Below are 12,440 nucleotides of genomic sequence, written 5' to 3'. Positions count from 1 at the left end.
GTGTACGCCAAAAGCCTGCTGCCGCAGATACCGGAAGACTCGCTGACTGTGTTCGACAAGGGCTTTCTGGCCGCTGAGATTCTGTGTGGTCTGACGATGGGCGCACGCAATCGCCACTTCCTGATTCCAGCCAAATCCAATACCTGCTGGGAAGTGATCGCGGGTACCGCTGACGATGCAACGGTGCGCATGCGCGTCTCGCAGCAGGCGCGCAAGAAGTGCCCGGCTTTGCCCGAATTCTGGAATGCGCGGGCGATCCGCACCATCGACGCGCGCGGGCGTGAACGCGTGCTGCTGACTTCGCTGGGCGAGCGTCGGCGTTTCAAACCCGCCGATATCGTGGCCTGCTACGAGCGTCGTTGGCAGATCGAAACCAGTTTCCGGGAGATCAAGCAATCGATGCTGGGTTCGGAGTTGACCTTGCGCAGTCGCACGGTCGAAGGGGTGTATCAGGAGATATGGGGTGCGTTGATCGCCTACAACCTAATTCGCCGTGAGATCGCCAGTGCCGCATGGGAAGCCAAACTCGAGCCGACCGATATCAGCTTCGTGCGGGCCTTTCACACGATCCAGCACGAAATGATATGGGCCGCCGTTACTCCGGCCTATGCAAAATTGCCCGCGTGCCTTGTGCGACTGCGTGAACGGCTCAAGGCCTTACCCAACGAAAAACGACCCGGTCGCGCATGCGAGCGGGTCGTCAAATCCCGACCTAAACGTTACACCGTTCGATACCTTAAGAAGAACCTTAACTGAACGGCATTACCGCGCAAGGCGGGCTTTTTTGCAGCGAGCCTCCCTCAACTCGCTTTAGGCTGGGCGTGGAACATCTGGCTGATAAGCTCTCGGATCTGCGTCTCCTGCGCGTCGGTGAGCACGCCGGACTTGATTTTCACCGTAATACCGCTGATGTCCTTGGTAATGGAGCCCGCGTGTTCCTTGCCGGAGAAAAACTTGTCGATGCTCCGCTCGCTGGCAGAGTTCGTCATCGTTGTTCGGCGGGTTGCCAACGCCTTAATCGCCGCAGCAACTTTCCCTTGGTCCATGTCTCCTTTCACAACGAGCGGCCAGAGTTCTACTGCGGCCTTCAGACCGCTGTTGCCATGCTTCTTGATGGCCGCAACAATTGCTTGGGCTGCGGTCCCACCAAGTAACCGTGGCTGGATGTCGAGGTCCTTCTTGATAAAGTCAGGCAGATTTTCGAACGAGAGAAACTGGTAGAGTCCGCTGCGGGACATACCCAGCGCCTCGGCCATCCGCTTCCGGTCAGGAAACTCCTTCTCCGTTTGCCTAATGGACATGGCGACTTCATAGTCGGATAAGTCATCACGACTGACATTTTCCACCAGGGCCAGCACCGCCATGTCCGCGTCGGAACACTCCACAACAACAGCGTTTATCTTGTCGAGCCCCACCATTTTGTGCGCGCGCCACCGACGTTCTCCCGCCACTATCTGATAGATTTCCTCAGACCGGCGCACCACGATGGGCTGCATAAGCCCGACTTCACGAATGGATTCGGCCAGTTCCGACAGCTTCGCCTCGTTGAATACTCGACGCGGCTGCCAGGGGTTCGGCACAACATCGGACACCGCCAATGGCGAGGTGGCACCGGTGGACTCCAGCTCTTGCACACGGAGCTGTGCAACCGCTAATGCACCCGCGAGGCCAGGCGCCGTCTGCGTTCGGGTATTTCGCTTCACCTCATCTTCATTGATAGACGAGGTCGCCCGGATGCCGGCGGTCTTGGCCAACAATTGTTCACGCATGTTGCTCATTGCGCGTTCCTCCATTTTTCTGCATAAATTTCATCCATCCATCGGCAGTAGTCGACAAGGGGCTGCCTTACCCGCTGCAACGACTTGGACGCGCTATGGGTACTGCTGACATCGAATACCGTTGAGAACGCCAGCGCTCCTGTACTCATCACGGAACTGGCGGGCACTTCAATCGAATGCAACCAGCTCTCGTAGGCGCTTTGAGCCCATGCACGCACTATGGGTGCGGACGAAGTCCGCCCATAATCGACCCTCGAAAGCAGCAACGAAATAAAGTCGTATTTCTTGTCCGTCTCGTACTTGATGAAGCTCTTGGAAACATCGGAAAATAGTCGCCAGAATGACAACGAGCTGATGAAATCCAGATTCTCAGGGACCATCGGCATCACCATTGCATCTGCCGCCAGCAGCGCATTCAGATTGAGGTACGACAGGGAGGGCGACGTGTCCATCAGGATGTAGTCATACCGCTTGCGCAGCGGCTCTAGCCCTTGCCGCAGCACAGTCCAGAACCGGAAGCCGGGCCTCATTTTCTGCATCGCAGGCAGATGGAACTCTGCACCAATTAGTTCAGTGTGAGCCGGAATCACGTCAAGTCCGTCCCAGTACGTCGACTGAACACGTGCTCCCAACCCGCCCTCAATGTCCTGATCGTAAATGAACGGCAGAATGGTGTCGTCCGGCGTCACATCCTTTTCCGCGTAAAGACCACAAAGTTCGGAAAGCGAGGCCTGCGGGTCGAGGTCGATGACCAGCACCTTGCGACCGCGCAACGTCAATCCTTGTGCGAGGCACATGGTTGTGGTCGTCTTTGCCGACCCACCTTTTAGTTGGGCCGTGATGATGATTTTCCCTTCAGGTTCGCGTGTACCGGTAATGAGCGGAGTCTGATAGATGTCAGAGACTTTCTGCACCCAGACACGTGCTTCCTCCAGAGTGAAGGTGCGGGTTCGGCCTGTGCCCGCAGCGGTGCCCGGGGGCAACTCACCGTCACTCTTGGTGGCGAGGTATTGGACCTGTGAGTGAGCAATATTGCACATTTCGGCAATCTCCCCCGTTTTGAAGACGGGTGCAGCCTTTCGCGGTCGGGGGGCGAGAATAGTGTCACGGAGTTCATCCGTGAAAATCGAGACCTTTTCAGCGAACTGGCTAATCTGCTCAAGGTGAACAGTTCGGTCTACAGCAGGAAGTTGGCTCGTTTTCACCATTCTGAGGTTTTTCCGGAAATTTCGATGAACCTCAGAATACAGGAAACACTTGAAAAGTGCGCTATAAATTGCTGTTTACTATAAGAGAGTTCCTGCGAAAACGACCATCATGTTTTCATTTCCGCCTAGTGGAGTGCGTTCGCCAAGCGTAAAGCTGGAGGGCTCCCCTTCGGAACTGTCGCAATCCGGCCCCGCTGTCCTGGGTTGCATGCTGTGAACCCGGCCTGTCGGTCACTGACCAGACATTCAAGGTGAGGTCGCTTGTGCTGTTTCTGCGAGGTCGCGCCTGTGCAAATGGAAAAATGCACAAAAATGACGCTCAGGGTGAGACCGATCGTGCTGCTACTACTCCTGTGCCATTCGATCTTCTGCAAACAGCACAACGGACCTCACCTTTGTCTCTGGATTTCAACTAAAGAAACGCGACAGGATTCCGGAAAAAGGCTCGTGCGCAAATCAGCACAAAGAACCTCACCTTCAATTGCGTACTTTAGGCATCGAAAAACGTGTTTCTGTGAAAAAGAACCTGGGCATGTAACAGACAATCAACCATCACCATGAATTCTGCACAACCAGCCTCACCATCCGTCTAGCCTCCAGTCTTTGCACAATGAACCTCACCATTGTTTGTGGGACGTTCAGTAATCCAACTTCATGGCGGCTGGTTGGTTTGTTTTTTTAAAAAATCGAACATACCAACATACCAACGGAGGACCACGACTTTGTTTAATTTCAACGGCTTAACCTTCTAAAAGTGAGGTGCGTTGTGTCAAAGGTGAGGTTTTCTGTGCGCGAAGGTGAGTTTCTTTGTGTGAAAAGGTGAGGCTCTTTCCACACAAAGGTGAGGTCCCATGTGCACAAAAAACCTGCTCCTGCGAAGGTGAGGTTGGCTGTGCCGAGTGGGGAGGGGCTAGCTTCCAGTGCCACGGGATAAGGCGTTGACAGTGAAAGCGGGTTCGTAGTGGTGAGGTTGATTGTGCTGCGGTGAGGTTCATTGTGCAAAGTCAGCGGGGAAGGTCGTATAGAGGCCTTCTGTAACCGGCTGATGGTGAGGTCGTATGTGTTGACAGCTCACCCACGCATGCTAAATTCCCCGCAGTGAAAACGAAGAGCGGATGAGCTTATGGCGGCAGAGGACAATCCGGAAGAAGGCAAGTCGAGAGTGACACCTCGTCAGATGGCGCTCGCGCTGTTCGAGGACATGTTCGACCTGGGCATGCCCATCAGCGAAGCTAATCGTGAAATCGGCTACCAGCGGAACAACTTCTTCACCCAAATCGTCAACATGGGACTGCCTGCACGGCGCTTTCTTGACGCTGCGTATTTCATCGTCGCACAAGAGCAGGAGGCACGTGACCAGTACGACGTTGAACTGAACTATTTCAAGTGGCTGATGCGCTACGACAGCCGCAATCTCAAGCACTTGCGCACAATCGCAGAGGAAGCGCAGGACGCGAAAATCCAGGTCACAGATACGCCGCTCGATCGCGACCCCAATGAAGACGACCTGTGGGTCTCTGTTCAACTGATGGGGATGGTGGGGTTCCACAGAGGGCGCATTCGATTCGACGTGCATCCTAGGCTAGTGCCGCACATCCGTGACCCAAAAAAGTCTCACTGGCTGAGCCTGCGCATTTCAACGGCTTTCACGCGCAGCCTGGCGCGTGCGATTTATGACCAGGTCCTACCGAGTGTCCCCGATGGCCGAACCGAATGGATAAGGCTTGAAGACATGCGAAGCTGGCCCGGGAAAATGGGGGCGAACGCGGCCATCTTCAAATACTTCAAGCGCGACTGGCTTGAGCCGGCAGTACGGGAAATCAATGAGGTATCGGACATCGAGTTGACGTATGAAACCAGGACCGAGTCCAGCACATCGAAAAGAATCGACCGCATAAGGTTTCTGCTCAAACGCAAGGATACTGCTGACGCAGCCCTGGCCAGCTTGGCTGACGCCAGCCACCTGTACAAGATTCTCAAGGATGAATTCAACCTGTCGACCAAACAGTTCACAGAGATTTCCGAGAACCGTGAGGTCTGGACCGATGCGCATATCCAGCAAGCTGTCGAATACACTCGGTTCAAGATTAATCGCGGGCAGGTGCAAAGGAGTCCTGCCGGCTACCTGATGAGAGCCTTGCGCGATAACTGGAAGATGTCTGAAGCCGAACGGACGATGGTCGACGTTCAAGCAAAGCTGCTTACCGACGAAACTGAAGCAGAGGTCGCAAAAAACGAAACCCGGAGTTCGGTCGCACGCACCATGGAGTCGCGCGAGGAAGAAGTCCGTGCACGCATGAATGAGGAGTCGCGTAAGGGACGTGAACACTTCAACGCTGCCGACGCAAAAAACCGGAAAGAACTGATACGCGCGTGGGTCTCGTCGAGCCAAGGCAAACTCATGCTCCGACGTATGAGACTTGAGGCCTCGACTGTAACCGAGGAGGCCATCCTCGTTAATGCGGACCTGGTTTGGTACCTGGGACAATTTGTGTTCGGGCGCATGAATTCGTCCCGTGCGTCGGCCTGACGTGTCTCCAGGTGTTGAAGTTCGATTATTCTGCCCAAGCTGTGCCTATTAATTGTGCTAGCGAAAAACCCCGAAGACCTGCGAGAAATAAGGTCACCAGCCAATAATCGCAGCTTTCGGGCGCGTTGCGTCTCGGCAAGGTCCGTACAGCCGAATGTTCGTTAATTTTGGGAGTGAATAGAAATTAGGTGAGTTGTTTCCTCGAGGTAATGCCAACTCAGCCGGCCCGAAGTGAGCAAAGCGCTTGTTAAAGCATTCCTCAAGTCAACCGTCGAGCAAGTCGACGCGAGTTTGCAGCAAGTAGTGCGCCCCGCTCATCGGCCACCGCAAGCTTGTATAGCCGCCGCCTGGATATCGTCACTACGATGTCCACCGAGCGGACTTCCAAATTGTTGCGCACCACGCTGCCAGCGTGTGTTGTGCATAGGAAAGGATTAGATGGCCTGCGAAGCTTGGCGAGCGCGAGACTGAGCAGGGGAGGGCGGTCATTGATCTGGAGCCGTAGTGACCCCGCCATACACTTTCTGATCACAGCAGGCCAACAGCTAATCTTCGCGTCCGGTGCCGGCCTTTACGCCTTGCTCGACGACAGAGCGTATTACCTGGGCGAACTCGCCAGGCGCCTCGACGCATGATGTATGACCGGTATCAAGGACCACGAGTCTCGAACCCGGAATGCCGTTGCTTAGGCTTTCTGCATGGGACAAAGTGCGAGCCGGGTCGCGGCTTCCATGGACCACCGCCGTCGGAACGGGTGATAATTCACCGAGCATGCTTGTAAGGTCGGTCTGTTGCAAACTGCGTAAGCTCTCGGCCGTCGCGTCCGCAGTAATACGGCGTGGATACGTCATAAACGAGTCGACAAGCTCGGCGGGGCAGACGCTTCCAAGCGAGCGTTCGGTCATGGCTTTCCACAGCGGCGGACCCCATGTGCGAAGGACGCGCTCGATGACTGATTCGACATCCCCATGTCCCTTCGTATTCGCTCCGCTATTGCTCAACACCAGACCAACCACGTTCCTTTTCGCCGAGCGTAAATCGATCGCAGCGGCGAGCGCCGCGATCGGTGTGCCTACCGAATGTCCTATCAACACCGTTGGTCCAAGCTCTCTTATTAGCATGGCTACACGCGCTGCAACCGAGTGAAGGTCGTGCGGGCCGGCACCCTCGAGCCAACCCACACCGACGGCCCGAAGTTTAACGATTCTCGTGACGGGCGCGATGGCGTTAGGCGGAATGAGGGCGCCGGGCAAGAACACAAGGATCGGTCGGTTTTTGGGTCCATGACTAAGATGGAACTTGGCTATTGCCTGCGTCATTTATCTACGTCTGTTTTGTTGTTCGATGGGAACGAGGCGGCCCCTTCGCGATGCGCGTTCCAACGGTTCCGCGATTTCCAAAATGATACGTTTAATTGTAAAAGTGGATGTATGAAAACTCGTGAAATGAGCCTCCTGCCCGACGCGCGTGCTGACCTGCTTTGTTATCTCGTCGCCACGGCGGCGGCGACTTATGCGCTGACCGGTGATTGGCGAGTGGACCACATGGTGATCTCCTGCCGGTCATGGCTTTCACGCAATCGGCTGAGTCTGCCGTGGCATGATCGAGTTCGCCCTGGGCAGTTAGCGTTGCAAATTGCACGGCGCGATCTGCGCGGCGTGGGCATTGCATTAAAACAAGCTGACGTTCAGGGCCTCTTCACGGGCGACATGAAGTTGAACCCAGCTAGTACGGTCGTTCAACGGATGCTTCAGGTGTGGCGCCGTGCGTTAGAGGATCATCGGTTCGCATGAGGATGGGAATGAAGGCAACCAAGTCACCTGAAGCTATCGTCGTTGACGGCGGACTCGCGGTCGCCTTCTAACTCATCGCTGCGGGTCGCGTCGTGAAATGCACGGTTTCGCGTGAATCGTTGCAACGCTTCTTTTGGCTTCAGCCTGATGCGGACGATGCACGTGTGCTCAAGATTTTCATTGATGGGCGCCACCGAATCGTCGCTATCGCCGAACGAAAGGCGCTTCGACTCGCGGCTGCTTCTATCCCACTGGAGGCAGGCGATTTTCAACGGTAGGCGAGAGGGTGACGTGCGGAAATGCAATCCACAATGCAAACATGAAAGCTGAGAATTCAAATCCTCGTGAGGCAGCGGCGCTGGCAAGAGTGGCCGAAGCCGCCCGCGAAGTGCAAGCTGCGTCCGCGGCGATAGAGGCGCATTTCAACGCTGTGGGGGAGCGACAGGCTTCCGCGCTGGAGCTTGCACGTCTGACGGCCGCCGTCCAAGAGCTCGAAGACGCGCGGTTAGCCTTGGCCGTCGTCATCGACAACGGTAATAGGTGAGGGCGAAATGCATCCGTTGTTTGCCGACGCAGGTGTGCGCATCGAGTGCTGTCGCGGACGTTAGAATGGCTTGGAAATTCTCAGTCGGATTTCTCCGCGGGAGACCCTGTGTCGTATTGATGAACGGCAAGGAGAGACGTGGACATTTTCTATCACTGGCGGGACTTCGCGCTCGATATGAAGGAGGGACGCATCGGTACGCTCGGGTCTGACGGAGCCGTGCTTGAGCAACTGAAGGAACGCCTCCCTCGCAAGGTATGGACGTTTGTGACCCCGAAGGGGAAGAAAGATCGGCTACAACTCATCGGCTCGTTTCTAGTCACTGAGTCGAAGCCTGTCTCGTTCGTACCTAAGTGGAAGTACAACCTGTTCTACGATGCCGCATCGCCCCGATCTGTCCTCTATACCGACTCGGACAGCCCTGAAAAAATTGATGAGGTGAGCGACTATTTCAATCGCCGATTTAACGCGACGGGCAAATCAATTTGCACGGGGAGAAGGGCGTGCGGGAAATGGAAGCGGATGTTGTCCGAGGTTTCGAAAAGCTAGTGCCACATTACGCAACACGCCAGTTCATGGATGGATTGCCCGGGATTCGCTAAACCGCGGGAGGAACGTGAAACGAGTGTATTTCGACGGTGACGGCGCGAAGCGGAAGGGTGCGGATCTTATAACTTGACCGTTTGTATTTTATAAACTACAATCCATACATGACGATTGAGATCAAGCAGACCGAGACCTTCCGTCTATGGGAATCAAAACTGAAGGATAAACGGGTGCGGACCTCATTGGCGTCTATCACGCCTTGCGGAAGGCTTGCCCGGCGACATCGCTCCGGTTGGAAACGGCGTCAGTGAGTTGCGAATTCACTACGGCCCCGGCGATCGCGTCTATCTGCAACAGCGCGGTACGATTCTCGTGGTATTGCTGTGCGGAAGCGACAAGAGCACGCAAGCGCGGGACATTAGTCTTGCAAAGAAACTCGCACAAGAGTGGAAGGACTGACATGGTCGAGAAACTGACTACCTATGATCCAGCCGCGGCGCTGGTTGATAGTGATGAGATTGCCTTTTTTATGGCTGATGCCCTAGAAACTGGGGATGCCGCATATATTGCGAAGGCACTTGGTGTCGTTGCCCGTGCGAAGGGAATGGCACAGATAGCAAATGAAACAGGATTGTCCCGCGAGCAGCTTTATCGCTCGTTTAGCGAGAATGGCAACCCCACGCTGAAAACGATCCTTGCCGTGATGAAGGCGTTGGGGATCGACCTGACCGCCAAGGTGCATGCATAGTTTTTTTACCAGACAGGCTAAGCTTTGTCTTGAGGATAAATGATAGGCGGTGAGGACTACGTGATAAAAGAACGGAACGTACTGGAATGGACAGCAGATTTAAAGCGAATCTTCAGAAGTTGAGCAAGGAGAATCGAGCGAGGATCCGATGGCGAAGAGCGGTAGAAGCCGCCGAACACGACTGGAAGGATTGTCTGCCCGAGGACCGCACCCAAATGGCCGGCGAACTCGCTGTTCGTTTGGAAAGGCTGAAATTGGATATCAGCGAAAGCAAAATGGACGAGCTCGCGCAGACCGAGCTGATGGACAGGATTCAAACGCTGCGCGACGTCGTCCGGGGAGCTCAGTCGTCGGAAGTATCCTGACGCTTTGAGGACATGATCCAGGAGTAAAACCCATGTGCTATCCGGGCTCAAATCGCGGCGGACTACCGCGGTCGATCAGTACGCCGCGCGCTTCGACGTGTTCGGACCAGAGAACATGCAGCGCGCCGGGGCGTTCGTCTATCTCAGTGACGATGGTTTCGTGACCATCGAGCGCGGCCTGATCCGGCCCGAGGAGAGGGCCGTCGAACGCGGTGACGATACCTTGCCGGTGGCGGCAACGGGGCAATCCAGCATGCCTGCGCGTGTGACGCCGCTGCATAACGAAAAGCTGTGCCGCCGCCTGACTGCACACCGCACGGCGGCGATCCAGACCGAGCTGGCGAGGCATCCGAGCGTCGCACTCGCGGTGCTGATGAGCCGCATGATTCCGGTCGTGTTCGAAGAACACTATGAACGGCAGTATCCGGAGCACGCGACCGAGGTGAACCTGCGCACATCGCGCTGTGCACTGGTGAAACACGCCGACGACATGGCCGACAGCGTGGCGTGGAAGGAGATCGAGGCCGAGCGCGTGAAGTGGATGCGCATGCTTCCGGCGCGCGCGGACGCACTGCTGCCGATGCTGCTCGACCAGGGTTCCGACATCCAGTCGAAGCTGTTTGCGTTCTGCGTGGCGGCCGCCGTCGATGGTATCGATGGATCCGACCGCGCACACGCCGTCAACAGCCTTGCCGACGTGCTGAACGTGGACCTGTCGTATTACTGGAAGCCCACGCGCGCGAGCTACTTCGATCACGTGTCGAAGTCGCGCATCGCGGACGTGCTGCGCGAGCACGTATCACCGCAGGCCGCCGCCGAGGTGCAAGGCATGAAGAAGGACGCGGCGGCGGCTGCCGCCGAAGTGCGGATGGCCGAGTCGGGCTGGCTACCGGAAGTGCTCGCGAACCGCGCGGTGCCGGAATTCCGGTCGTATGCGTGGGAGAATGATGACGCAGACGGTGAGGCGGACGACGAGGCGCACAACGCGGGCGCTGATCCGGATGACGTGGTTGATGAGGCCGGGCACGAAGCTGGCGACGACCACGAAGGAATGGCCGAAGCCGCATCGACGACGGTACCTGTTCAGACGTGAAGCCGCCCGGGTGCAAACCCGGGCGGCTTTTTGCGCCCTGCATGTCGTGTGGGCAAAAAAGGGAACCGAGGCCGCAGGGTAACGCCAGGCCCGGTTCTGAAAACACACGCCGACGGGTCGGAGGACCAGCCAGCTAGCCTCATTAACGGCACGGCAGTAAAACCCTGAATACCGCGTCTTTTCTGAAAGCCCTTTGCTGCGCTTGACGACCGCCACGCGGATTGGCGCGCGCCTGCGCGCCCGGATCGAGGGCCACAGGGACCCATGCAGGCAGGATGCATGGGGAGCGGCCCGACCCGACGCAGCGCGGCGGGGCGATTCGGTTCATGTCCCCGCAGTCCGGGGTGCGGGCGGTGGATATTTCCTTTTAAGGTCTTCTATCTCGTCGGCAGTCAGTACAGGCTGGTTGTACTGCTGCGCGTACAGCTTGTTGATCTGTGTACGGGGAAGGGTTGGATTCTCCGCCCTCAACTGTTCGGTGCTCTTGAAGCCGGGCGGTGCGGAAGCGCCGGGATTCTGCGGTGCGGATTGCGAAGCGACGAGCGGCGTTTGGGTGTTTCGGGGAAGCGTGTGCAGCGGGGCTGATGGTGACGTTGCAAGGACAGCGTGTTTCTGAAGGTACTTGCCGACGCTGGAGAGCGTGATGGTCAGGCCATTAAGGCGAAGAAATTCGACGATTTGAGCAAGCGTGCATCCTGCCACGCGTAGTTCGACGATGTCGGTGTGGAAGGCCCGAAGGGCCGATAGATGTGATCCTGGTTTGATGCTTTTGAGATATTCGGCGGTTTTCACGGGGTGACCGGGGCAGTGACCACATTGCCAGAACATTATCGAGATTTCGCGTCTGCTTCAACCAGTTTCGCGTACGGTCGCAGTCGTTCGCGTTTTCTCGGAAGCCATTTGCACAGTTTCGCGTTATTTTCGCAGTGTTTAAGTGAGGTCGGTAGTGGAGCGAGGCACGTCTGATATGTTTACACGCTGCTACGCATCGTGCAAAATATCCGTGCCAAAGGGGCGCTCCCCTTTGAAACCCCGGCGGCCACTGCCGCCTCCTGAACCCCACAGGAGCGCCGATGAAATCGGAGTTGGTGAAGATCGTGGTCGAGGTCGCGCAGAGCGACAACCCTAGCTTTGACGACGACAAGATGGTCATCGTGATGGAGGTTGATATCGCGGATCGCGAGACGGCACGCGCGCTGTTAAGGCAGGCAGAAGCCGATGAACGGAGCATCGCGCATCTGGGTCAGACGATCGAAGAAGGCGAGGTGTGGCTTTCGATTGAGGACAATGTAGTCGAAGATCCCAGCCCGTGTTTTCATCGAGCGGACGCGGTCGATGCGTTGGAGATGCATCTGGGCATTCCTCCAGCGCTCTCGAAGAAGGCGCTTGCCAAGGCGAACGTGAACCGGCTCTATCGGGAAATCCAAACCGAGAAGGCCCGTGAAGCGCGGGAGGGGGCGGATGCCACGCACGAAGCGTAACGGTGGTGTGGGGCTCGGGAAGCCCATCGCATTCCGGCTGTCGAAAGCGGACCGAGCTGCGTACCTTGAGAAAGTTGCCGCGTCGGGCCTGACTCAATCCGAGTTTTTTCGCCAGGCCGTGCTGACCAATCGCACACAAGTGATTGCGCGCCCGAAGGCGAGCGACGACCGCAAGCGTCTGCTGTACGTGTTCAACAAGACCAGCAACAACCTCAATCAGCTCGCGCATCGCGCGAATTCCGAGCACGTGCGCGGCAAGCTGTCTGAGGCGACCTGCGAGCAAATCCTCGATCAATTGCAAATGATTTCGCGTTATTTGAAGGCCACCCTGGCCCAATTCGAATAGGCGGATCC

General features: G+C 56.6%; 16 protein-coding genes. 12 read left to right on the top strand and 4 right to left on the bottom strand.

Annotated features, from left to right (window positions below; genetic code table 11):
• The coding region (locus tag ACMX25_RS37945) for an IS4 family transposase (protein WP_414954995.1) at positions 1-756 on the top strand (756 nt) is incomplete at its 5' end.
• Positions 757-800: 44 nt separating this feature from the next.
• Here the strand turns inward: ACMX25_RS37945 and ACMX25_RS37940 are convergent.
• Both ACMX25_RS37940 and ACMX25_RS37935 read right to left on the bottom strand, forming a co-directional pair.
• Positions 801-1,778: a ParB/RepB/Spo0J family partition protein gene (locus ACMX25_RS37940; RefSeq protein ID WP_414954994.1), complete on the bottom strand. Its 978-nt coding sequence runs from the start codon at positions 1,776-1,778 to the stop codon at positions 801-803.
• On the bottom strand, positions 1,775-2,986 hold the full coding sequence (locus ACMX25_RS37935) for a ParA family protein (protein ID WP_414954993.1): 1,212 nt from the start codon (positions 2,984-2,986) through the stop codon (positions 1,775-1,777). Before ACMX25_RS37935 ends, ACMX25_RS37940 begins: the two co-directional genes overlap by 4 nt.
• 1,123 nt (positions 2,987-4,109) lie before the next feature.
• Here ACMX25_RS37935 and ACMX25_RS37930 point away from each other — a divergent pair.
• A complete protein-coding gene (locus ACMX25_RS37930) occupies positions 4,110-5,516 on the top strand; it encodes a RepB family plasmid replication initiator protein (RefSeq protein WP_414954992.1) in 1,407 nt (468 codons plus the stop codon).
• A gap of 545 nt (positions 5,517-6,061) precedes the next feature.
• Here the strand turns inward: ACMX25_RS37930 and ACMX25_RS37925 are convergent.
• Positions 6,062-6,835, bottom strand: coding sequence for an alpha/beta fold hydrolase (locus tag ACMX25_RS37925; protein WP_414954991.1), 774 nt, complete (start codon positions 6,833-6,835; stop codon positions 6,062-6,064).
• Here ACMX25_RS37925 and ACMX25_RS37920 point away from each other — a divergent pair.
• From ACMX25_RS37920 to ACMX25_RS37885, 8 genes are all read left to right on the top strand, one after another.
• On the top strand, positions 6,800-7,309 hold the full coding sequence (locus tag ACMX25_RS37920; RefSeq protein ID WP_414954996.1) for a hypothetical protein: 510 nt from the start codon (positions 6,800-6,802) through the stop codon (positions 7,307-7,309). The genes ACMX25_RS37925 and ACMX25_RS37920 overlap by 36 nt on opposite strands.
• A 92-nt stretch (positions 7,310-7,401) precedes the next feature.
• Complete coding sequence (locus ACMX25_RS37915) at positions 7,402-7,587, top strand: DUF1488 family protein (RefSeq protein ID WP_414954990.1); 186 nt, start codon at positions 7,402-7,404, stop codon at positions 7,585-7,587.
• Positions 7,588-7,628: 41 nt separating this feature from the next.
• On the top strand, positions 7,629-7,853 hold the full coding sequence (locus ACMX25_RS37910; protein WP_414954989.1) for a hypothetical protein: 225 nt from the start codon (positions 7,629-7,631) through the stop codon (positions 7,851-7,853).
• Between the two features lie 138 nt (positions 7,854-7,991).
• Positions 7,992-8,402 carry a hypothetical protein gene (locus ACMX25_RS37905; protein WP_414954988.1) on the top strand — a complete coding sequence of 137 codons (411 nt, stop codon included), beginning with the start codon at positions 7,992-7,994 and terminating at the stop codon, positions 8,400-8,402.
• A gap of 267 nt (positions 8,403-8,669) precedes the next feature.
• Positions 8,670-8,858 (top strand): type II toxin-antitoxin system RelE/ParE family toxin, encoded by a 189-nt coding sequence (locus tag ACMX25_RS37900; RefSeq protein ID WP_414954987.1) that lies wholly within the window; start codon positions 8,670-8,672, stop codon positions 8,856-8,858.
• A gap of 1 nt (position 8,859) precedes the next feature.
• Positions 8,860-9,147: an addiction module antidote protein gene (locus ACMX25_RS37895; RefSeq protein WP_414954986.1), complete on the top strand. Its 288-nt coding sequence runs from the start codon at positions 8,860-8,862 to the stop codon at positions 9,145-9,147.
• A gap of 86 nt (positions 9,148-9,233) precedes the next feature.
• Complete coding sequence (locus ACMX25_RS37890; RefSeq protein ID WP_414954985.1) at positions 9,234-9,512, top strand: hypothetical protein; 279 nt, start codon at positions 9,234-9,236, stop codon at positions 9,510-9,512.
• 34 nt (positions 9,513-9,546) lie between these two features.
• The gene (locus tag ACMX25_RS37885; RefSeq protein ID WP_414954984.1) at positions 9,547-10,605 is read left to right on the top strand and encodes a hypothetical protein; all 1,059 of its coding nucleotides are present in this window, start codon (positions 9,547-9,549) and stop codon (positions 10,603-10,605) included.
• 324 nt (positions 10,606-10,929) lie between these two features.
• On the opposite strand, the gene ACMX25_RS37880 is transcribed toward ACMX25_RS37885, so the two are convergent.
• Positions 10,930-11,397: an HMG-box domain-containing protein gene (locus ACMX25_RS37880; RefSeq protein ID WP_414954983.1), complete on the bottom strand. Its 468-nt coding sequence runs from the start codon at positions 11,395-11,397 to the stop codon at positions 10,930-10,932.
• A gap of 281 nt (positions 11,398-11,678) precedes the next feature.
• Here ACMX25_RS37880 and ACMX25_RS37875 point away from each other — a divergent pair, with 281 nt between their 5' ends.
• Together ACMX25_RS37875 and ACMX25_RS37870 are read left to right on the top strand one after the other, a co-directional pair.
• Positions 11,679-12,086, top strand: coding sequence for a hypothetical protein (locus tag ACMX25_RS37875; protein ID WP_414954982.1), 408 nt, complete (start codon positions 11,679-11,681; stop codon positions 12,084-12,086).
• Complete coding sequence (locus tag ACMX25_RS37870; protein WP_414954981.1) at positions 12,067-12,432, top strand: plasmid mobilization protein; 366 nt, start codon at positions 12,067-12,069, stop codon at positions 12,430-12,432. Before ACMX25_RS37875 ends, ACMX25_RS37870 begins: the two co-directional genes overlap by 20 nt.
• Positions 12,433-12,440 lie beyond the last annotated feature (8 nt).

Source organism: Caballeronia eucalypticola (assembly GCF_047608185.1).
GTDB lineage: Bacteria > Pseudomonadota > Gammaproteobacteria > Burkholderiales > Burkholderiaceae > Caballeronia.
This window is presented reverse-complemented; position numbering and strand designations above follow the sequence as displayed.

Bases quoted from the DNA above. Each gene is read 5' to 3' on its own strand.
- ACMX25_RS37920 (WP_414954996.1), top strand. From the start codon at position 6,800: ATGACTAAGATGGAACTTGGCTATTGCCTGCGTCATTTATCTACGTCT.
- ACMX25_RS37895 (WP_414954986.1), top strand. From the start codon at position 8,860: ATGGTCGAGAAACTGACTACCTATGATCCAGCCGCGGCGCTGGTTGAT.
- ACMX25_RS37890 (WP_414954985.1), top strand. From the start codon at position 9,234: ATGGACAGCAGATTTAAAGCGAATCTTCAGAAGTTGAGCAAGGAGAAT.
- ACMX25_RS37875 (WP_414954982.1), top strand. From the start codon at position 11,679: ATGAAATCGGAGTTGGTGAAGATCGTGGTCGAGGTCGCGCAGAGCGAC.
- ACMX25_RS37930 (WP_414954992.1), top strand. From the start codon at position 4,110: ATGGCGGCAGAGGACAATCCGGAAGAAGGCAAGTCGAGAGTGACACCT.
- ACMX25_RS37910 (WP_414954989.1), top strand. From the start codon at position 7,629: ATGAAAGCTGAGAATTCAAATCCTCGTGAGGCAGCGGCGCTGGCAAGA.
- ACMX25_RS37940 (WP_414954994.1), bottom strand. From the start codon at position 1,778: ATGAGCAACATGCGTGAACAATTGTTGGCCAAGACCGCCGGCATCCGG.
- ACMX25_RS37870 (WP_414954981.1), top strand. From the start codon at position 12,067: ATGCCACGCACGAAGCGTAACGGTGGTGTGGGGCTCGGGAAGCCCATC.
- ACMX25_RS37925 (WP_414954991.1), bottom strand. From the start codon at position 6,835: ATGACGCAGGCAATAGCCAAGTTCCATCTTAGTCATGGACCCAAAAAC.
- ACMX25_RS37935 (WP_414954993.1), bottom strand. From the start codon at position 2,986: ATGGTGAAAACGAGCCAACTTCCTGCTGTAGACCGAACTGTTCACCTT.